The 20,683-nt window shown below is 64.1% G+C and carries 16 protein-coding genes, 1 tRNA gene and 1 pseudogene; 5 read left to right on the forward strand and 13 right to left on the reverse strand.

The features are described 5' to 3' along the window. Positions 1–99: 99 nt before the first annotated feature. From JNL31_RS09505 to JNL31_RS09535, 7 genes are all read right to left on the reverse strand, one after another. Entirely contained in the window at positions 100–972 is an 873-nt protein-coding gene (locus tag JNL31_RS09505; RefSeq protein ID WP_294972699.1) for a DmsC/YnfH family molybdoenzyme membrane anchor subunit, read from the reverse strand. Next, positions 973–1,701 (reverse strand): 4Fe-4S dicluster domain-containing protein, encoded by a 729-nt coding sequence (locus JNL31_RS09510; protein WP_294972701.1) that lies wholly within the window; start codon positions 1,699–1,701, stop codon positions 973–975. Beyond that, positions 1,698–4,547, reverse strand: a complete 2,850-nt coding sequence (locus JNL31_RS09515; protein WP_294972703.1) for a molybdopterin-dependent oxidoreductase — start codon at positions 4,545–4,547, stop codon at positions 1,698–1,700. Before JNL31_RS09515 ends, JNL31_RS09510 begins: the two co-directional genes overlap by 4 nt. Continuing rightward, complete coding sequence (locus JNL31_RS09520) at positions 4,544–5,620, reverse strand: acetate kinase (RefSeq protein WP_294972705.1); 1,077 nt, start codon at positions 5,618–5,620, stop codon at positions 4,544–4,546. The genes JNL31_RS09515 and JNL31_RS09520 overlap by 4 nt, the downstream gene beginning before the upstream one ends. After that, positions 5,620–6,363: a sulfite exporter TauE/SafE family protein gene (locus tag JNL31_RS09525; protein WP_294972707.1), complete on the reverse strand. Its 744-nt coding sequence runs from the start codon at positions 6,361–6,363 to the stop codon at positions 5,620–5,622. Before JNL31_RS09525 ends, JNL31_RS09520 begins: the two co-directional genes overlap by 1 nt. After that, a complete protein-coding gene (xsc, locus tag JNL31_RS09530) occupies positions 6,363–8,135 on the reverse strand; it encodes a sulfoacetaldehyde acetyltransferase (RefSeq protein ID WP_294972708.1) in 1,773 nt (590 codons plus the stop codon). Before xsc ends, JNL31_RS09525 begins: the two co-directional genes overlap by 1 nt. A gap of 106 nt (positions 8,136–8,241) precedes the next feature. Then, positions 8,242–9,687: a PLP-dependent aminotransferase family protein gene (locus JNL31_RS09535; RefSeq protein WP_294972710.1), complete on the reverse strand. Its 1,446-nt coding sequence runs from the start codon at positions 9,685–9,687 to the stop codon at positions 8,242–8,244. Between the two features lie 230 nt (positions 9,688–9,917). On the opposite strand from JNL31_RS09535, the gene JNL31_RS09540 reads away from it, so the two are divergent. Beyond that, complete coding sequence (locus tag JNL31_RS09540) at positions 9,918–10,931, forward strand: fatty acid desaturase (protein WP_294972711.1); 1,014 nt, start codon at positions 9,918–9,920, stop codon at positions 10,929–10,931. A gap of 75 nt (positions 10,932–11,006) precedes the next feature. Here the strand turns inward: JNL31_RS09540 and tpa are convergent, their stop codons facing one another. Together tpa and JNL31_RS09550 are read right to left on the reverse strand one after the other, a co-directional pair. After that, the gene (gene tpa, locus JNL31_RS09545; RefSeq protein ID WP_294972712.1) at positions 11,007–12,386 is read right to left on the reverse strand and encodes a hypotaurine--pyruvate aminotransferase Tpa; all 1,380 of its coding nucleotides are present in this window, start codon (positions 12,384–12,386) and stop codon (positions 11,007–11,009) included. 91 nt (positions 12,387–12,477) lie between these two features. Continuing rightward, a complete protein-coding gene (locus JNL31_RS09550; RefSeq protein WP_294972714.1) occupies positions 12,478–13,491 on the reverse strand; it encodes an SDR family NAD(P)-dependent oxidoreductase in 1,014 nt (337 codons plus the stop codon). Positions 13,492–13,632: 141 nt separating this feature from the next. Between JNL31_RS09550 and JNL31_RS09555 the strand changes: the two genes are divergently transcribed. After that, positions 13,633–13,706 (forward strand) — tRNA-Cys (locus tag JNL31_RS09555). A gap of 80 nt (positions 13,707–13,786) precedes the next feature. Here JNL31_RS09555 and JNL31_RS09560 read toward each other — a convergent pair. Next, positions 13,787–14,794 (reverse strand): tyrosine-type recombinase/integrase, encoded by a 1,008-nt coding sequence (locus JNL31_RS09560; protein ID WP_294972716.1) that lies wholly within the window; start codon positions 14,792–14,794, stop codon positions 13,787–13,789. 486 nt (positions 14,795–15,280) lie between these two features. On the opposite strand from JNL31_RS09560, the gene JNL31_RS09565 reads away from it, so the two are divergent. After that, the gene (locus tag JNL31_RS09565; RefSeq protein ID WP_294972718.1) at positions 15,281–15,586 is read left to right on the forward strand and encodes an Arc family DNA-binding protein; all 306 of its coding nucleotides are present in this window, start codon (positions 15,281–15,283) and stop codon (positions 15,584–15,586) included. Between the two features lie 226 nt (positions 15,587–15,812). On the opposite strand, the gene JNL31_RS09570 is transcribed toward JNL31_RS09565, so the two are convergent. Further along, positions 15,813–16,676: a LysR substrate-binding domain-containing protein gene (locus JNL31_RS09570; RefSeq protein ID WP_294972719.1), complete on the reverse strand. Its 864-nt coding sequence runs from the start codon at positions 16,674–16,676 to the stop codon at positions 15,813–15,815. A gap of 95 nt (positions 16,677–16,771) precedes the next feature. On the opposite strand from JNL31_RS09570, the gene JNL31_RS09575 reads away from it, so the two are divergent. Both JNL31_RS09575 and JNL31_RS09580 read left to right on the forward strand, forming a co-directional pair. After that, a complete protein-coding gene (locus tag JNL31_RS09575) occupies positions 16,772–17,644 on the forward strand; it encodes a DMT family transporter (protein WP_294972721.1) in 873 nt (290 codons plus the stop codon). A gap of 30 nt (positions 17,645–17,674) precedes the next feature. Further along, complete coding sequence (locus JNL31_RS09580; RefSeq protein WP_294972723.1) at positions 17,675–19,939, forward strand: FAD-dependent oxidoreductase; 2,265 nt, start codon at positions 17,675–17,677, stop codon at positions 19,937–19,939. A 61-nt stretch (positions 19,940–20,000) separates the two neighbouring features. On the opposite strand, the gene JNL31_RS09585 is transcribed toward JNL31_RS09580, so the two are convergent. Next, entirely contained in the window at positions 20,001–20,417 is a 417-nt protein-coding gene (locus JNL31_RS09585; RefSeq protein ID WP_294972724.1) for a DMT family transporter, read from the reverse strand. Positions 20,418–20,495: 78 nt separating this feature from the next. Beyond that, positions 20,496–20,683, reverse strand: a pseudogene (locus JNL31_RS09590) (EamA/RhaT family transporter); the annotation flags it as partial.

The raw sequence follows: 20,683 nt of genomic DNA on the forward strand, positions 1-20,683 counted from the left end.
AAGGCCCGCGCGATGCGGTGGGCGATGGTTTCGGTCAGTTCCGTCCCGAGACGGCCGCGGATGTCGTAGGTCTTGAAGGCGCTCATGGGCGCCAAAGGATCACCCCCGCGCGCCGTAGTAAAGCCCCACCACATGCTCGGCTTCCGCGAAGAAGAGCCAGCGTGCCGCCAGCGCGCCCGCCAGATGCAAGACTGCCGCCAGCGCGATCCCCCAGACCCCAAGCGGCAAAAGGAGGATCAGCGCCGGAAGGACCGAGGCCAGCCCCAACGCGATCCTGCGCAGCTTGGCCGCGTGTTTGCGCCCGACAACGAAGATCATCTCGCGCTTGAGGTAGTTCCCCGCCGTATGCGCCGGATCGAGGACCGAGGGCACGCCCATCGCATCCAGCCCCGTCGCCGTCCCCAGCGTCTGCGCGGCCTTGCCGAAAGCGCCGTCCCCCACCCGCCAGACCGCCAGCAGCACCGCCCCGACCGCCAGCAGCGCCAGCGGCGCCCAGGGACGGCCCGAAAGCGTCGCGCCCCCCGCCACGGCAAAACTCAGGAACATCACCGGCGTCAGCCAATGGTGCCAGCGCGGCACGGCCTTGATCTGGGTGTAGATCATCGCCGTGGTGAAGACGGTGAGAAGCGCCAGCGCGCCACCCGCCTGCCCGACAAGCCGCGGCAGGCCCAGCCCGAAGATGCCGGACAGCGCCACCGGGGCCAGAAGGGAAAGTGTCACGACCGAGGCCCAGGCTTCGCGCGACAGCCAACTGGTGCGCCATTGGCTGAAGGCTTTCAACGCATTGCGCGGATTGCCAAGGTGGAAGGTCGAGGCCATCAGGCCGGCCACCGCAAGGCCGTAACCCAAGCCCCAGAGGAAGAAGGCCGCCCAGCCAGCGGGCGCCAGCGCCCCCCAGCCGAGGAAGCCGAGGAAACCGAAGCCCAGGCCGGAGAGCGTGGAGAACAGGATGACCGACGGTGCGGGATGCATTCAGATCTTCCCCAGCATCCGGTCAAGCCAACCGGCGATTCCGGTCGCCTGCACGTCCAGCAGGGGGGCCAGCGGGCTTGCGTTCCCCGGCCCCTTCGCCCTTGGCGGCAGGTACTTGTTCGTGGGCTGCGTCCCCATCCCCGGCATCAGGTCATAGCCGCCCCGATCTGCCACCAGCCTCGATACCTTGCTCTCCGGGTCGGCAAAGTCGCCGAAGTGGCGGGCGTTGGTCGGGCAGGTGCGGACGCAGGCCGGTTCGCGGTCTTCCTCGGGCAGATGGTCATTGTAGATCCGGTCGACGCAGAGCGTGCATTTCTTCATCACCCCCTGCGCGGTATCCAGTTCCCGTGCACCATAGGGGCAGGCCCAGGCGCAAAGCCCGCAGCCGATGCAGGCGTCCTCGTTCACCAGCACGATCCCGTCCTCGGCCCGCTTGTAGCTGGCCCCGGTCGGGCAGACGGTGACGCAAGGCGCGTTGTCGCAATGCAGGCAGGAGCGCGGGAAGGTCACGACCTGCGCCGGGCCTTCGGGCACCGAGACCTGGTAGGAATGCACCCGGTTCAGGAAGGTGCCCGAAGGGTCGACGCCATAGGGGTTCTGGTCGGAAAGGCCGATCCCGGCATCGTTCCATCCCTTGCAGGCGGTGACGCAGGCCTGGCAACCGACGCAGGTGTCAAGGTCGATGACCAGCCCGAGGCGTTTGTCGGTGGCCTGCGGCAAGGCGGTCATCGCTCCGCCTCCGCCAGACCCAAAAGTTTTCGAAAACTTTTGGCAAAATTCTTCGAAGAATTTTGGCGCCCCCCGCCCGCGCGCGGTGGGTCGGGAAGTCGCGCGAACACCGGCTCGGAACTGCCGCGGGGGTGATCTTCCGCCGCCACCCGCTCCACCCGCACCCGCTGGTCGAACCAGGCCGCCTGCCCGGTGACGGGATCGGAGTTGGAGAGCCTGGCGCCCTTCTCCGGCAGCAGCTCTGAAATCAGGTGGTTGAGCAGGAACCCGGTCGTGGCTTCGGGCGCGTCGGGCGACAGGGCCCAAGCCCCCTTGCGCTTGCCGATGGCGTTCCAGGTCCACACCGTGTTCTCGTTCAGCGCCGCCATATGGGCCACCGGCACGACGATGGTCCCCGCCCGGCTGGAGACCCTTGCCCAGTCGCCTTCGGCAAACCCCTGCGCCTGCCAGATCTTCGTCGGCAGATACAGGTAGTTCCGCCCCTTGATCTGCCTGAGCCAGGCGTTCTGGCTGCCCCAGGAGTGATACATGTCCATCGGGCGTTGCGTGAGCGCATGGACCGGATAGCCGAAGGCCGCGTCCTCGTCGCCATAGGGGGCGTACCAGACCGGCAGCGGGTGCATCGCCTGCTTGAGCCGCGCGCGCAGGTGGTCGGGGGGCTGGCGCGGGCCATGGCCTTCGGCGGCCAGCTGGAAGCGGCGCATCGGCTCGGACCAGATGCTGAAGAGATAGGGCTGCGGCGTCTCGAATAGCCCGAGCTTCACCGCCCAGTCCTGATAGGCCGCGTTCCAGGGTTTGTAGAAGGCAGCCTCTTCCGGCACATGGGCCTGACAGAAAGCGCCGTTCGCGATGTAGCGCTGCATCTGGTCGGGGTTCGGGGCCCCCCGCCCCACAGCCTCGCCATTGCCCCGGAACCCCATCAGCGGCCCCACGCCCGGGCGGCGCTGGTGGTTGACGATATAGTCGGCGTAATTGGCGTATTTCGCCGTGCCATCCTCGGTCACCATCCCCGGCAGGCCCAGCCGCGCCCCAAGGTCAAGGAGCACCGACTGGAAGCACCTGACCTCGCGGTCGGGTTCCAGCACCGGCCAGCGGATTGCATCGCCCGCCGCGTCGGGCTCGGATATCGGGCGGTCGAGCAGGCTGATGCAGTCGTGGCGTTCCAGATAGGTGGTGTCGGGCAGGATCAGGTCGGCATAGGCCACCATCTCGCTGGCATAGGCATCCGAATAGATGATCCGGGGGATCAGGTATTCGCCGTCCTCGCCCGTCTCGGTCAGCATCTCCATCACGCGGGCGGAGTTCATGCTGGAATTCCAAGACATGTTCGCCATGTAGAGGAAGAGCGTGTCAATCTTGTACGGGTCGCCGGCATGGGCGTTCGGGATCACCATATGCATCAGCCCATGGGCCGAGAACGGGTTCTCCCAGCTGAAGCCCTTGTCGATCCGGGCCGGGCTGCCATCGGGAAGCAGGCAAAGGTCGTCGGGGGAGCGGACATAGCCCAGATGCGGGCCGGTCAGGGGCTTGCCGGGCGTAGTGACGAAATGCGGGGTCGGATGTGCCTCGATGGGCTTGGGGTAAGGTGGTTTCAGCCGGTAGCCGCCCGGGGTTTCCAGCGACCCGAGCAGGATTTGCAACAGATGCAGCGCGCGGGCGGTCTGGAAGCCGTTGGAATGCGCGGAAATTCCCCGCATCGCATGGAAGCTGACCGGGCGGCCCGGCATGTCCGGGTGTTCATTGCCCCGGAAATCCGTCCATTGGCGCGGCAGCGTGATCGCCTGCTCGAAGGCCACCTGCGCCAGTTCCGCCGCCAAGGCCCGGATCCGCGCTGCCGTAACGCCGCAGCGCTCCGCGACCGCCTCGGGCGCATAGTCGGGCTTCAGGTATTCCTCGGCCATGTGGCGGAACACCGTCCGGTCGCCCAGCCATTCCGCCCCAAGGTCGGGCTCCACCCCCTTGCCATCCCAGGGGGCCGGATGCCCCGTCCGGCGGTCGATCACGAAGGGCTGGCTTTCGGCGTTCCGGGTGAAGAGGCCCTTCTCCGGCCCCTCGGTCTCATTCAGCAGAAGCGGGGCATTGGTCCATTGCGCCAGGTAGTCGAGGTCGATCTTCCCCGCTTCCAGGAGGCAATGGATCAGCGACAGGATCAGGAGGCCATCGGTGCCGGGCGTGATCCCGATCCAGTCATCCGCCACTGCCGAATAGCCCGTGCGCACCGGATTGACGCTGATCACCCGGGCGCCCCGCGCCTTCAGCTTGCCGATGCCAATCTTGATGGGGTTCGAGTCATGATCCTCGGCCACCCCGAACATCACGAAAAGCTGCGTCCGCTCCCAGTCCGGCTGGCCGAATTCCCAGAAGGCGCCCCCGATGGTGTAGATGCCCCCCGCCGCCATATTGACCGAACAGAAGCCCCCGTGCGCGGCATAGTTCGGCGTGCCGAAGTTCTGCGCCCACCAGCCTGTCAGGGACTGGCTCTGGTCGCGCCCGGTGAAGAAGGCCAGCTTTTCCGGCGCCGTCTCGCGCAGCGGCTTCAGCCAGGACACCGCCGTCGACAGCGCCTCCTCCCAGCTGATCTCCTCGAACGCCCCCGATCCGCGCGGCCCCACCCGCCTGAGCGGTGCCTTCAGCCGCGAGGGTGCCGTGACCTGCATGATCCCCGAGGCCCCCTTGGCGCAGAGGACCCCCTTGTTGATCGGATGGTCGCGGTTGCCCTCGATATAGGCGACACGCCCCGACTTCAGGTGCACGTTGATCCCGCAGCGACAGGCGCACATGTAGCAGGTGGTCTGCCTGACCTCGTCCGAGACTTCCCGCTGGGTCTCCACCCTTGGCTGGTTCACACGCCCTCCCCCGCCCGCACGGCCTGCGCCTCCAGCGCAATCTGACGCTCCTCGTCGGCCGGGACAATCCAGATTGCGACACGGCTTGTCGCATCATGCAGCTGGCTTTCGTTCCGCCGGTTGGCCTCAGGGTCGGACGATACTCCCAGAAAGCCAAGGCCGGACAGGATTTTCTCCCGCGCCCAGGCGTCATTCTCGCCGATCCCGCCGGTGAAGACCACGGCGTCAAGGCCCCCCATCGCGGCCGCCATGCTGCCGGCATGCCGCACCGCCCAATAGGCGAAATGCCCCAGCGCGAAACGTGCTTCTGGCGTCCCTGCGGCATGCAGCGCCCGCATGTCGCTGGCCCCGCCCAGACCCAGAAGCCCGCTCTGCCGGTTCAGGATGCGTCCTGCCTCCTCGACCCCATGCAACTCGGCCAACCGCAGCACGGCATTGCCGTCAATGGCCCCCGTGCGGGTGCCCATGGTCAAGCCGTCGAGCGGTGAATAGCCCATCGTCGTCGCAACAGAACGCCCGTTCACAATCGCGGCCAGAGAGCAGCCGTTGCCCAGATGGCAGGCGAGCAACCGTTTCGGAAGCTCTCCACTTTGGCGCAGGATGCGGACCAGCGCCGCGAAACTGATGCCGTGGAAACCATAGCGGCGCAGGCCCAGGTCCCGTGCCGACTGAGGCAAGGCATAGGTTGTGGCCACTTCGGGGTTGGTCGCGTGAAAGGCAGTGTCGAAGGCGGCATATTGTGGCAGGTGCGGCGCCAGTTCCTCAACCGCCTGAATCCCCACCAGATTTCCCGGATTGTGCAGCGGAGCCAGCGGCACGCAGGCCTCGATCTGCCGCAGGACCTCGGGCGTCACCCGGCAGGTGGCGGTCAGGCTTGCCCCGCCATGCACGACCCGGTGCGCAGCGGCGGTCAGGCGGTGCAGCGGTACGCCCGCTTGCGCCAGCCCTTCGCGCATGGCCGTCCCGTGGCCGTCGGGACCGATCTCGCCAACGAAGGCCTTGGCGACCTCCCGTTCGTCGTCGAAGACCTTCAGCTTCAACGAAGACGAACCGGCGTTCACAATCAGCCACATCAGATGAGCGCCTTACCCAGCCCCAGCGCCGCCAGCCCGGCCAGAAGCACGATGGCAAAGCGGCGGAAGTCCTGCGGATCGGTGCCGAAGAAATGCCGTCCGCCCAGCCAGTTGGCGAACAGTGTAACCGGCAGGGCCAGAAGCGCCGCCCAAAGCGTGTCCCATGTCACAAGCCCCGCGATCCAGTAAAGCGGCGCGGAGTAGAGGTCGAGGAGCGGAAAGTAGGCGATCAGCGTGGCGCGGAACACCGCCGCAGGCATCGGCTGCGCAGCAAAGAAGGCGGCCAGCGGCAGCCCGCCCATGCCGGGCGCATTGGCAAGGCCGGAGATCACCCCGGCGATGCCGTTCTGCGGGCCGCCCCGGACTTCGGAGGACAGACGCCAGCCGGCCAGAAGAACCACACACATGATCAGCACATAGGCCGAAATCACCGCCCGGGCCGTATTCTCGGATATCCCCGTCAGCACCCAGAGGCCCAGCGGCAAGCCGACCGCCGCCCCGCCCAGCAGCCAGAGAACCCGCTTCCAATCGACATTCGGCCCGGCGCCCTTGGCGGCCTGAAGCGACATGGTCGTTTCCAGAATGACTACAACCGCAACGAAATTCAGCGGATTGGTCACAAGACTGGAGGCCGCGATCAGTAGAGCCGAAAAGCCGAACCCGGAATAGCCCCGGACGAAGCCCGCCACGAGGCAGGCCACCGCCAGCCAGGCCAGCGCGCCGGGGCCAAGGTCATAGGGCATCAGACCACCTGCGGCCGCATGTCGGCCTTGGAAATCCCCGCCACCTCGACCGGTTTCTTCATCGCGTCGCGGCGGAAGGGCTCGCCCAGTTCCTGGTTGATCAGCGCCTCGATGAGCGTGGTCTTGCCCGCCATCTGGTCGTCGATGGCCTTCCGCAAGCTGGAAGTCAGCTCGTCCATCGTCCGCGCCTGCACGCCCTGCAAGCCGCAGGCCCGCGCAATCCCGGCATAGGAGACATCGGTGTCCAACTCGGTACCGACGAAGTTGTCGTCGTACCAGAGCGTCGAATTGCGCTTCTCCGCCCCCCATTGGTAGTTGCGGAAGACGACCATGGTGATCGCCGGCCATTCCTTGCGGCCGATGGCGGTCAGTTCCGTCACCGCGATGCCGAAGGCGCCGTCGCCGGCAAAGCCCACCACCGGCACATCCGGGCAGCCGATCTTGGCCCCGATGATCGACGGCAGCCCATAGCCGCAGGGCCCGAAGAGACCCGGCGCCAGGTATTTCCGCCCGGCCTCGAAAGTGGGATAGGCATTGCCGATGGCGCAGTTGTTGCCGATGTCGCTGGAAATGATCGCCTCTTTCGGCAAGCCTGCCTGGATCGCCCGCCAGGCCATCCGGGGCGACATCCAGTCCGGTTTCGCATCCCGGGCGCGCTGGTTCCACGACGTGCCCGGATCATCTTCCTCATGATCCATCGACGACAGGGCCTGCGCCCATGCCGATTTCACCTGTGCGATCTTTGCCTTGCGTTCCGCCCGCGCATGGTCACCTGCGGTAGAGGCCAAGCGCGCCAAAACCGCCTCGGCGACCTTCCTTGCGTCGCCGACAATGCCAACTGTGACCTTCTTTGTCAGCCCGATCCGATCCGGGTTGATGTCAACTTGGATGATTTTGGCCGTCTTCGGCCAGTAGTCCAGCGCGTATCCGGGAAGCGTTGAAAACGGGTTCAGCCGGGTACCCAGACAGAGTACCACATCCGCGCCGGAAATCAATTCCATCGCCGCTTTCGAGCCATTGTAGCCCAAGGGCCCGGCAAACAGCGGGTGCGAGCCCGGGAAGGCATCATTGTGCTGGTAGCCGACACAAACCGGGGCATCCAGACGCTCGGCCAGCGCCATCGAGGCCGGGATTGCCCCGCCGATCACCACGCCCGCGCCATTCAGGATCACCGGGAACCTGGCCTGCGACAACAGCGCCGCCGCTTCGGCAATCGCCGCCTCGCCGCCTGCCGGGCGCTCGAACTCCACCACGGCGGGCAGGTCGATGTCGATCACCTGGGTCCAGTAATCCCGCGGCATGTTGATCTGCGCCGGGGCCGACTGGCGTTTTGCCTGCAGGATCACCCGGTTCAGCACTTCGGCCACGCGGGACGCGTCGCGCACTTCCTCCTGGTAGCAGACCATGTCCTTGAAGAGCGCCATCTGCTCGACTTCCTGGAACCCCCCCATGCCGATGGTCTTGTTCGCCGCCTGCGGCGTGACGAGGAGCAAAGGCGTGTGATTCCAATAGGCTGTCTTCACCGCCGTCACGAAGTTGGTGATCCCCGGCCCGTTCTGCGCGATCATCATCGACATCTTCCCCGACGCCCGGGTGAAGCCGTCGGCCATCATCCCGCCCGAGCCTTCGTGGGCGCAGTCCCAGAAGGTGATGCCTGCCTTCGGGAAGAGGTCGGAGATCGGCATGAAGGCCGACCCGATGATCCCGAAGGCATGTTCGATGCCGTGCAGTTGCAGGACCTTAACGAAGGCTTCCTCGGTCGTCATCTTCATCGCGTGTCTCCATGTCCCAAGCGGCCCGATAAGGCCAGTTGCCCGCCACACTACTGCCCCGCCCGACGCGGGCTTAGGGCCAGACCTTGCCCCACCTTAAGTCCAGCTAGCGCAAGGCCCGCGCAATCCGGGCTACACCCTCGGCGATCTTCTGGGGGGCAATCGACGAATAGGCCAGCCGATAATAGTTCCGCGGCCCCTCGCCCGCAAAGAACGCCCTTCCGGGTTCGATCAGCACCCCGTCCGCCCGCAGCGTCATGGCCAGTGCCTCGGTATCCACCCCCTCCGCCGCCCGCATCCAGAAGCTGGAGCCGCCGAAGCCCCCCTGCCCCGCGACCTCCAGCCCCTCGGCGGCAATCGCCTCGGCCATGATCTGGCGGCGGCGGCGGTAGGCGCCCTTCATCCGGTTGACCAGCGCGTCGTAATGCCCGAGGCCGAGGAAATAGGCCATGGTTCGCTGGATATGGCCGGGCGGGTGCTTCAGCATGAGGCCCCTCAGCGCCCGCGCTTCGGCGATGAAGCCGGGGGGGCCGACGAGATAGCCAAGGCGAAGGCCGGGGAAGACGGACTTCGAGAACGACCCGGCATAGATCACCCGTCCGCCCTGATCCAGCGACTTCAGGGCCGGGGCCACCGGCTTCAGGAAGGACATCTCGAACTCATAGTCATCCTCGACGATGACGAAGCCCTGGGCCTCGGCCGCGTCCAGAAGCGCGACCCGCCGCTCCACCGGCATGGTCGCATTGGTCGGGCACTGGTGCGAGGGGGTGGTGAAAACCACATCCGCGTCAAGGCCTTGCACGGGAAGCCCCAAGGCGTCGACATCGACCGGCACCGCGCTCGCCCCCGTGGCCGCGACAATGGCGCGCCAGGCCGGATAGCCCGGGTTCTCCACGACCGCCCTGCGCCCCGGCCCCAGAAGCGCCATCGCCGCGATCCAGAGCGCGTTCTGCGCGCCGAGGGTCAGCAGGACCTCATCATCGCGCGCCGCGATGCCCCGGCGGGGGAGGATGGTGCGCAGAAGCTCCTGCACCAGGAGGGGATCGTCGCGTTCGTAATAGTCGCTGGTCAGCGCCGCGAAGTCGCGCTTGCCAAGGGCGCGAAGGGCGCATTGCCGCCAGTTCTGGTGGTCGAAAAGGGTGGGATCAGCCTGGCCATAGATGAAGGGATAGGGATAGCGGTCCCAGTCCTCGGGCCGGTCGACTTTGGGGGTCAGGGTGAAGCGCCCGCCGGTCAAGGCGTTGAAATCAATCGCTTCGGCGCGGGGCGGGCCTTCGGGAAACTCCGGCGCGCGGGGGGCGGTGTCCGAGACGAAATAGCCCGACCGCCCGGCGGAGGTGAGGTAATCCGAGGATACGAGGTCGGCATAGGCCAGCGTCACGGTGATCCGGCTGACGCCAAGGTGTTCGGCCAGCCCCCGCGACGACGGCATCCGCGCGCCGGGGCGGAAACGGCCGGCAAGGATGCCCTGCGTGACCATGGCGCGGATCTGCTGTTGCAGCGAGCCCTGCGCGCCGGGGGTCAGGTAGAAGGATTCCGGCGGGATGGACATGGGGCGCCTTCAATTCGGGTGCAGGCTCGCAATAAGTCCAGATACAGCCGTTTTGTCCCGCAGGAAGTCAAGCCGCTTGCCTGCTGTCTTCGCGCGCCTTGCATCAAATGAGTTGATCTGGGGACCAGTTCCCCCTAACCGGGTTCTGCCTGAACAGTCCGCCGGTAGCGTGGTGTCCTTCCTAGGCCAACTGAACCCGCCGCAGCCTTGTGGCAAACCGACAGGCCCCGATGCCCTATACCCTTCGTTCCGCCCGTGAGTGGCTGACCATCCTCGCCCGCTATCGCGAACCGTCTACCAAACGCAGTCTGCTTGAACTCGCCGCAACGCTGGTCCCGTTCTGCGCGCTCTGGGTGCTGGCCTCTATGGCGCTGTCCGTCAGCCACTGGCTGGCCCTTGCCCTCGCCATCCTGAACGGCGGCTTTCTGGTCCGCGTCTTCGTCATCCAGCATGATTGCGGCCACGGGGCCTTTCTGAAAAACCGCCAGGCACAGGACTGGATTGGTCGCGTACTTGGTGTCATGACCCTGACGCCCTATGCGGTCTGGCGCCGGACCCACTCCATCCACCACGCCCAGCACGGCAATCTTGACCAGCGCGGCATCGGCGATGTGCTGACCCTGACGATCGAGGAATATCGCGCCCGCAGCCCGTTCTGGCGGTTGATGTACCGGCTTTACCGCCATCCGGTCGTTCTTTTCGTCCTTGGGCCGAGCTATCTTTTCATCCTGCAGAACCGCCTGCCCTTCGGGTTGATGAAATCCGGATGGCGTTACTGGACCTCTGCCATGGGTACCAATGCGATGATCGGCATCGCGATCGGCCTTCTGGTCTGGTTCGGCGGCTTTCTGCCCGTGCTCGTCATCTTCCTGCCCACCTCGATCATCGGGGCGACCATCGGGGTATGGCTCTTCTACGTCCAGCACCAGTTCGAGGAAACCCACTGGTCAAAGGGCGAGGACTGGCAACTGCACGATGCGGCGCTGGAGGGGTCTTCGCACTACATCCTGCCGCAGCCGCTCCGTTGGTTTTCCGGCAACATCGGCATCCACCATGTCCACCACCTCTACTCCCGCATCCCGTTCTATCGCCTGCCGGAAGTGATCCGCGACCATCGTGCCCTGGCCGAGGCGCAGCGCCTGACGATCCGCGAAAGCCTGCACACGGTAAACCTGCATCTTTGGGACGTGACAGAGGGCAAGCTGATGAGCTTCCGCGAGGCGCGGGTCCGGTACGGGGCCTAGGTCGGGCTTGAGCCCGACTTGCTCGAAAAGCGGGTTCCCCTCCCGGGACACCCCCCTTCCCTCAATCGGGCGTGCTTAGCCAAACACCTTCGTCAGCGCCTTGTCGATCGCGCCGGTGATCGCATCAATGTCATCCGGCGTCGCGATCAGCGCGGGCGACAGACACAAAGTGTTGTTCAGCCCCGGCACGCTGCGGTTGGTCATGCCGATGATCACGCCCTGCGCATTGCAGTCGGCGACCACGGCGGCGACCTTCTTCTCGTCCATCGGCTCCTTGGTCTTGCGGTCGGCCACCAGTTCCGCGCCGCAGAAGAGGCCCGCGCCGCGCACGTCGCCGATCACCTTGTGCTTTTCCATCAGCGCGTTGAGGTTGGCGAGCGTCCGTTCCCCCATCCGCAGCGTGTTGTCCAAAAGCCCCTCGTCCTCGATGATCCGCATGTTCTCCAGCGCCGCCGCCGGGCCAGAAGCGCAGCCGCCGAAGGTGGAGATGTCGCGGAAATAGCTCAGGGGATCGCCCGCGTCGTCCTTGAACATCTGGAAGACGGCTTCCGTGGTCACGGTGCAGCTAATCGCGGCATAGCCGGAGGCGACGCCCTTGGCCATGGTCACGAAATCGGGCTTGATGCCGTAATTCTGGTAGCCGAACCAGACCCCGGTGCGGCCGACGCCGCAGACCACTTCGTCGATGTGCAAGAGGATGTTGTATTTCTTGCAGATTTCCTGCACCCGCTCCCAATAGCCCTTCGGCGGGACGATGACGCCGCCGCCTGCCGTCACGGGTTCAAGGACGATGGCGCCGACGGTATCGGGGCCTTCGCGCAGGATCACCTCCTCGATGGCATCCGCCGCGCGCTGGCCGTAGTTCTCCACGTCCCACTGCTTGCGGTATTCCAGGCAGTGCGGGACCATGACGAAGCCGTCCGGGTAGGGCCCGTACTGCACCGCGCGTTCGGCCTGACCCGAGGTTGCCAGCGCGCCGATGGTGGTGCCGTGATAGTCCCGCTCACGGTAGAGGATCTTCCACTTCTTGCCGCCGTGGTGCTTGTGCGCGATCTGGCGCACCATCTTGTAGACCTTCTCGTTCGCTTCCGAGCCCGAGTTGGAATAGTAGACCCGGCTCAGGCCCGGCATCTTCGAGATCAGCTTCTCGGCGAAGAGCGCGCCGGGGATCGAGCCGCCGACGCCGGCGAAATAGTTCATCTTGACCAGCTGGTCGCGGACCGCATTGGCGATGCTCTCCCGCCCGTAGCCGACGTTCACCGTCCAGACCGCGCCGGAAACGGCGTCGATGTATTCCTTGCCGCGGGCATCCCAGACCCGCATCCCCTTGCCTTCGACGATGACGCGGGGATCGGCGGTCTCGAACTGCTTGTGCTGGACGAGGTGGTGCCAGACATGGGCACGGTCGGCTTCGACCACGCGGCTCATGTCGTTCATTCCGCTGATGCCTTCCATGGCAGGGTCCTTTCGATGGCGTTTCGCGCGGCATCATCGGGGAAATGACCGGGAATGCTTAGGACCAGACAGAGGCCGCCACTATAGCCAGTCAGGCCCGGTAATAGTCGCGATACCAGTCGACGAAGCGGGACAACCCCGTGGCGAGGTCGGTTTGCGGCCGGAAGCCGGTCAGGCGCTCCAGAAGCGAGCAGTCGGCCCAGGTGGCGGGGACGTCGCCGGGCTGCATCGGCAGGAAGGTGCAGATCGCCTTCCGCGCGAGGAGCGTCTCAAGGGTCCGGATGAAGTCCATCAGGTGCACCTTGTCGGAATTGCCGACGTTCACGATCCGCCAGGGCGCGACCGGGCTGAGGCTGTCGCCCTCGACCGCGATACTGCGGGCTGCGGGCAAGGGCGGCGCCAGCGGGATCAGCCGGGTGACGCCCTCGACCAGATCCTCGACATCGGTGAAGTCGCGCCAGAGATCGCCGTGGTTGTAGACGTCGATCGGGCGGTCGTGAAGGATCGCGTCGGTGAACTTGAAATAGGCGAGGTCGGGGCGGCCCCAGCTGCCGTAGACTGTGAAGAAGCGGAAGAGCGTCACCGGCAGGCCCCAGAGATGGGCATAGGAATGCGCGAGCCCTTCGACCGCCTTCTTGGTCGCCGCATAGACGGTCAGCGGATGGTCGGTCCGGTCGGTCTCGCGGAACGGCATGTCCGGGTTCGCGCCATAGACAGAGGAGGTGGAGGCGATCAGGAGATGCTTGACCGCCAGCCGCTTCGCGGCCTCCAGCACGTTGAAACTGCCGGTGAAATTCGTCTCGATATAGGAGCGGGGATGCGTGAGGCTGTAGCGCACGCCCGCCTGCGCGGCGAGGTGGATGATCACATCCGGCGCGAAGTCTTCCGCCACCCGGTCCAGCACCGCCGTGTCCTCGAGCATCGCCTCGGTTGCGGAAAAGCCGGGCATCTGCAGCAGGATCGCGTGTCGCTTCTCTTTCAGCGTCACATCGTAGTAGGGGGTCATCCCGTCATAGCCGTGCACGCGATGTCCGGCGGCAAGCAGGTGGCGGGCCAGGTGAAAGCCGATGAAGCCTGCAGAGCCGGTGATGAGGATCTTCTGCACGTCGCCTCTCTTGCCCCGCGCCAGGTTGCGGCGGACAATCTGCGGGCGGCGGGGTCAAGTCAAGCCGCGCCCGCCCGGATGTCCCCCGGAGGAAGCCCTTGCAGCGCCCTCCCGCTTCGGCTATCCCACCCCCACCTTCGCGGCGGGTTGGCGGAGAGGTTACGCAGCGGATTGCAAATCCGTGAAGACCGGTTCGATTCCGGTACCCGCCTCCATATCTTTCAGTGGGTTAGCGTTCAGGCCCATTCTATCGTATCATACCCCGTATCAGGTTTCCGTTCCGTGCCTGTTCTGTTCACGTGCGCTTGAGTCGGGCACGCCGGGCGGTCATCTCCTGCCGCGCTTCGCCCGCATACTTCGAGATCATTGCCGTTGTGGCGTGACCGCTGTAGCTGGCGATCTCATCGTCGGTGCATCCTGCCCAGGCCAATTCCTTGACCCCGCGATAGCGCAGTGCGTGCAGGTCGAAGGCCTCAAGGCCCAGCCGCCGACGTTCCTTTAGCATCGCATCGGCCATGTAGCGATAAGTCATTGGTCCGCCGGTGACGCTGCATAGAATAGGTCGCGAGGCGATAGGCACATAGCCAAGCGCGGCCTTTGCGGCATCGAGGGTTGTTTTCAGGGCGCCGGTGCATGGGAGAACGAGGGGCTTTTCAGTCTTGCCTTGGCTAAGCCGCAGCGTACCGTCGCCGGACGAGTCATAGTCGCCCCAAGTGAAGCCGGTCCAGTCGCCAGGGCGCTGAACAGTGCCCACACCAATCTCAAAGATCAGGCGAGGCAGATCACTGGCCTCGGTCCGGAATTTCTCCACAGCCCAATCGGGCCACGGCACATGCTCCTGCTTGCGATCGTCTGGCGTCCTTAGTGCTCGGACTCCCTTGGCCGGGTTGCGGTCGATCCAGCCCAAGTCGATAGCGTGTTCGCACAAGATGACAAACATCTGCGGAATGTAATTGGCAAAACGGGTCCGATGAGCATTGGCCTTTTGGGCTGCGATCACATCGGCGCGGGTCAGCGCAGCTACACTGCGGCTACCTACCTTCTCGCGAAGGTAATCCATAATCTTATCGTAGTCAGCACGGGTGCGAGGCTTGAGGCCAGTCCATCGATCCGAGGTCCGGTAATCGTCGATCAGGGCATTCCAAGAGGTCTTCGCCAGCACCCGCCTGCCGGAAAGGATCTCCCAATACTCCCGGTCAAATTCCGAAGTACCCTCGGCCGCGTCGATCCGGCTGTATCGCCCCTTGATCCTAACGTACCAGCGCCCGTCGGGGTGCTTCCAGAGGTACTTCTTGCGGATCACCACTGGACGCCTCCCATACCTTCCGCGGCCTCGCCGCTGGCTATGCGGCGCAGTTCCTCGGTCGACCACCGATGGACGCCCGGTGCGATTTGCCGACCACGTGGCAGATGCCCGGCCTGTACCAGCGCACGAAACTCCTCCAACTGCATGTCAAGAAGTCGAGCAGCACTGAGTTCGCTAGCAAAGATGGGAGCAGAGACACTCATTCAGCCTGATCCCTGGTACCTTTGCCACGAGCCGAACTGGAAGCATCGCTTTGGGCCGTGGCGTGCCGCATGGCCGCTCGAAGCGACTGAACTATGATGCTGTTCTGGCTCGAGCAGCTGTCGTTGGCCTCGACCTGAATCCAATGCTTTATGTCCAGAGGGATGCGGATCAGCATCGTTTTCCGATTCATCTTGATCGTCCTCGGCCCAGAGCACTTCCAAGAAGTGATGTCAAAATGACATCATTGCGTCAACTGAAAAATGATATCATTATGCCATCATGACCGAACAGACCTCCTCAGAGCATGAAAAGTTCGTTGTCCGGCTTCCTGCAGGTCTACGAGATCGCATACGGGAGGCGTCGGCCGCAAACAACCGCAGCATGAATGCCGAAATCGTTGACACCCTTGAGCAAAAGTATCCTAGCCTAAGAGCGCTCGAAGACTTCGACACATCATTGCTTCTTGCCCAGGTGGAAGCTCTCAATGAGCAAGTTCCGACGAGTGTTAGGTCAGCGATTGAGAGACTTTTTCAAGACTATCAAACGCTTCGTAGCGAGATTCTCCGCAAGCGATGGGACAGATAGAAACAACGCCGTGCACTGGTCTCGAGTCCTCTAAGTTGACACGTCGTAACAGAAGAGTAAGTCACTCCCCCACACACTGACAGATTTCCGGCCGCGTTAAGCTTTCGGCCACGGCGCTTACCTCACGGCCGTTGGCGATGTTTTCGCGGCTAACATTGACTATGCGACGCTTGTCAAAATCTACCGCGAACCGACAGGGGCCGAAGCTGGAAAACCAAGCACCTACCTAATCAAGAGCTTCCCTATTGGAGAGATGGGCGCTTAGGAAGTCCCTCAGGGCAAGCGCCGGTTTCGCCATTTCCATCGGCGCCGAGATCAAGCTCAAGTCGAACATGGGTACCGATGGCAGACCCTCCTGCAAACCAACGTGCTTAAGCGTTTGCGGTACGCTCGACTCCGCCAGTCCGATTACTGCAAGCCCGGCCTGCGCGACCGCAATCAAGCCGTGCAGGCTTCGGCTGGAACAAACGAGGCGATAGTCGCGATCCGTTGCCTGGAGGGCCTCTACTGCGTAACGGCGCGCAATGTCGCCCGCCTCGAAAAGTGCAACCGGTAAAGGATCCCGAAGCCAGGGCTCATGCTCCGCGCTTGCCGCCCAGACGAAACGCTCCTTCCGGAGTACGGCGAAGGGTTGGTGCGGATAGCGCGTGACCAAGGCCAGGTCGATCTGCCCCCCTTCCAGACGGTCGAGAAGGGCTGTGGACGGTTCGCAGATCAGTTCGATCTCCGCCAACGGATAGGCTTGGGCAAATTTCGCCAAGGCAGGAAGCACCAGGTAGGCCGCATAGTCCTCTGGCACGCCGAACCGGACCAGTCCGGCTGCGTCCGCCCGTCGCAGGGTTGCCAAGGCCTCGTTCGACAGCCTGAGCAACCGGCGGGCATGAAGCAGCAACTCCTCCCCTGCGGCGTTCGGTTTCAGGCTGCGACCATCGCGACGAAACAAGGGACGCCCGACGACGTCCTCCAACCGCTGTATCTGCATCGTGACGGCGGATTGACTCCTGCCCACGCGAGCGGCGGCGGACAGGACACTGCCGCCTTCCACCACGGCCACAAAACTGCGCAGAAGCGTAAGATCGAGAGGTTCCACGATGTATCAGTATTCCTGATATTTCTGCTCAAAACTATTCGTTTGATTGCGACCTTTTGCAAGCCCTAGATAAAGGAAACGGCGGAGTTGGGCAGATGAGCTACAAGACGGGCGCGGCCTTGGTGCTGGTTGCCGGCGTGTTATGGTCGTTCCAGGGTCTGATCATCCGCCAGCTCGAAGAGGCCGGGTCATGGACGGTGCTGTTCTGGCGGTCCGTGGGGATGGTGCCGACATTGTATGCCTTCCTGATCCTGCGCGGCGGGAAAGGGTCGCTTGCTTCGATCCAGAGTGCCGGTGCCACCGGGATCGTGGCTGGCATCGGACTGGTGGTCGCGATGGCCGGGGCGATCGTCGCCTTCCAGCTGACCACGGTCGCCAATGCGGCATTCCTGTTTGCCGCGTCTCCCTTCTTTGCCGCCATCCTCGGCCGCGCCTTTCTGGGTGAGGCAGTGGCCCCGCGCACCTGGTTGGCCATCGGACTTGCCCTGATCGGCATCTTCATCATGGTAAGCGACAGCCTCTCCTCCGGGGCATGGCTCGGCAATGTCGCCGCCCTGTCCGCGGCATTCGGCTTCGCCGGGTTTACCGTATGCCTGCGCTGGCGGAGGATCGACGACAGCCTGCCCTTCTCAATCCTGGGCGCACTCTTCTCGGTCATCATAAGTTCGGTCGCCGCAGGTTTCGCAGGCCAGTCGATCCTGGCACCTGCCTCCGACATCCTTTGGTGTCTCTTCATGGGGGTCGTCACGATGGCCGGCGGGATGATCCTCTACACCTACGGAAGCAGGACCGTCCCATCCGCAGAACTGGCGCTGCTTTCGAACATCGAAGTCATGCTGGCGCCCGTCTGGGTTTGGATCATCCTTAGCGAGACCGGAAGCGACGCAACTTTAATCGGTGGCGCGGTGCTTCTGTCTGCAATCCTGTTCAATGCCTACTCTGGAGCCCGACGTGCAGTACTCTCCTGACCGGCAATCCCTAAGCATGAAGTCAAGCGCATGTTCGACAATTCCGTAGGGGCGGTGACCGAAATCTGGCGCTATCCCGTCAGCTCGTGCGGCGGGGAAAGCCTCGGAACAGCGGCCGTGGGAAGGCTGGGGCTGGAGCGCGATCGGTCTTGGTCGATCGTCGATGTCGAGACCGAAGCAACGATCGATCCCTCGAAAAAGCTTTGGCACTTCGCCCCCAAGGTCATGTCCCGGCTGACCGAGGACCACGGATTGGAGCTTTCCGTAGATGGAGGGCCGTGGCGAGGCCACGATGACGCCGATCTGCTCTTGTCATTGAAGCAGGCGTTCGGCCGTGACGTGGCAGTGCATCGCTATGGGACCCCGCTCGCCCGACAGGAGACGGCTCACCGCTACGCTCTGGCTCCCATCCATCTGGTCAGCCTGCAGGCGCTCCAGTCCCTCGGCGACGAACTGCAAGGCAAGGTGCCTGACGTCCGGCGCTTCAGGCCCAACCTCGTCGTGGACCTTCCCGGACTTGGTGGCCCCTGCCCCGAGGAAGCCCTCCTCGGGCGCGAATTCTGGATTGGAGACACGAAACTCCGGGCAACGGCGAAGGCCGGGCGCTGCAGTTTCGTCACCCTGGAACAGCAAGGTCTTCCCGCGGACAGGTCAGTCCTCTCGGCGCTTCTGGCGAAGTTCGGTCGCAACTTCGGGATATATTGCGAGGTGCTGACCGAGGGAACGCTGTCCGTCGGACAGCCGCTTCACCTCGATGCCGACCAGGATGACCCGATCATCATCGTCGGTGGGGGGCAGGCCGCCGGCAGTCTGGCCCGCGAGCTGCGGACATTGGGCGACAGGCGTCGTATAAAGATCTTCTGCGCCGAGCGCCATGCACCCTACGAACGTCCCACGCTTTCAAAGTCCTTGATCGCGGCCGCGTCCCAGAAGCCTGCAGAGGTCCTTTCCGTTGCCGACTCCCAGGCCTTGGGGATCGACCTTCATCTTGGCCAGGAGGTTGTGCGCGTCGACCGTCCGGAACGGGCGGTCCAGACAGCCGACGGCAGCAGGCACCTGTATTCGAAGCTGGTCTTCGCCACCGGCGGGACGCCTCGCATGTTGCCGCTGGTCGACCGCGGACACGGGCGGGTCCACCGGGTGCGAACGCGCGACGATGCCGTCCGGATGCGGGCGGCCATGCAAGATGCCCGGAAGATCTTCATCGTCGGCAATGGGTGGCTCGGACTTGAATTGGCGGCAGCAGCGCGGGTCGCCAGGATCGACGCGACAGTCTTCTGCAGGCAGCCACGGCCCTTTTCGAAGGTATTGCCCCAGGACCCGGCAGAAGCCCTCCTCGCCTTGCATGTCAGCCACGGCACGCAGTTCCAGTCCGGGACCCTGCCCGATCTTGTCGAACGTGAGAATCGGGTCGAAGCCCATTTCCAGGGCACGGTTCAGACGGCTGACCTCATCCTCTTCACGCTGGGGATCAATCCGAACGATCATCTCGCCCGCAGCGCCGGGCTTGTTTGCGACAATGGCATCGTCACCGACCTGGCCGGCGCGACGAGCGACCCGGACATACTTGCGATCGGTGACGTCGCCAGACAGGTCTCGGGACCGAGTGACAAGGGCCTTCGCATCGAAAGCGAAGACAACGCCATCTCTCAGGCCCAACGCGCCGCACGCCACCTGCTTGGTCTTGCCCCACTTCCGGCCAGACCTGCCCGCTTCTGGTCCGAACAGTTCGGCCTGCGCATCCAGATCATTGGCATGCCGGATCCTCGCGCCATTCCAGTCAAGGAAGTGGTTGGAACCCCAAGCTACTGGGAATACCCCGGCTTCGCGATCGGCTTCAATGCAGCGCAGCAACTCAGGACCTTCGAGGCACGGTTCAGCGCAATACACGCGACTACGCCGGTGCCGGCCCCTGCGCCAGCCGCGCTGCCGGTCGAGACCCTCTATCTCCCGGCGCAGGCATTGGACGGGTTGTCGGACAACAGCATTCGCAGGGTCGTCCATCCGGAGAAGGGCGACCTGGTCGTCGCGCGGATCGCAGGCAATTGCCATGCGCTGCAGGATCGTTGCCCCCATTCGGATGCCTCGCTCTCGGAAGGAATCCTGGAAGGTGAAAGGATCATTTGCCCGCTGCACTTCGCCGAGTTCAGCCTGCTGGACGGTCGTGCGTTCAACGCTCCTGCGGGGTGTCCAAATGCCAGCGCCTACCGGATCGAAGTGAATGAGCCTTCGGAGATCGGTGAGGCAGGAGTAATGGCCGGGAAAAGCCCTACAGATTCAACCCTGATCAGGTAGCGCCAGATGCACTTACGTTCGCCAGGTGCGGCATAGCGTAGGCTTCGGGATCGACGCGACCTCAACTGCTGGCGCCGCCTTTCTTTCCGTTTCGCCACAGGGTGAAGAGACCTGCACCGACTACCAAGCATCCACCCATCAGGACGTTGGTGCGCAAGCTTTCATGGAAAAGGAAGATGCCGACCAATGAGATCCAAAGCAGCTGCATATAGGCCAGCGGCTGGATCGTGACGGCTTCTGCAACTTCATAGGCCCGAATGAGCAGGTAGTGCGATCCGGCGCCGGCCATGCACAGCAGCAACATCCAGATCCAGTCGGCCCCTTGCAACGTCTGCCAATGAAGAAGCCCGAATGGCGTGATCAATGCTGCCCCGCCGACGCCCACCCAGAAGAAGGACGTCAGAGCAGCGTCGCGCGTTCCGACGTAGCGTGTCAGAAGTCCGTAGGTTGCGTTCATGACCGATGCGGCCAAGGGCACCAGCGAAAACCAGGAGAATGCGTTCGAGCCCGGAGACAAAATGATGACGACGCCAATGAACCCGGTCGGCAGAGGGAACTAGTAGGCGCCTCGAACCTTTTCACCGCGAAAAACGAAAGATGTTGCTGCCACGAAGAGCGGGTAGCTCGCAAAAACGGCGTAACTCTCGACCAGGCCGATCAGCGTATAGGCCCAGACCATAAGGCATATCTGTCCGATCAACAGCGCTCCGCGAAGGACCTGCAGAATTGGGTAGGCTGAACTCA

The sequence above is a fragment of the Tabrizicola sp. genome (assembly GCF_016792905.1).
Lineage (GTDB): Bacteria > Pseudomonadota > Alphaproteobacteria > Rhodobacterales > Rhodobacteraceae > Tabrizicola.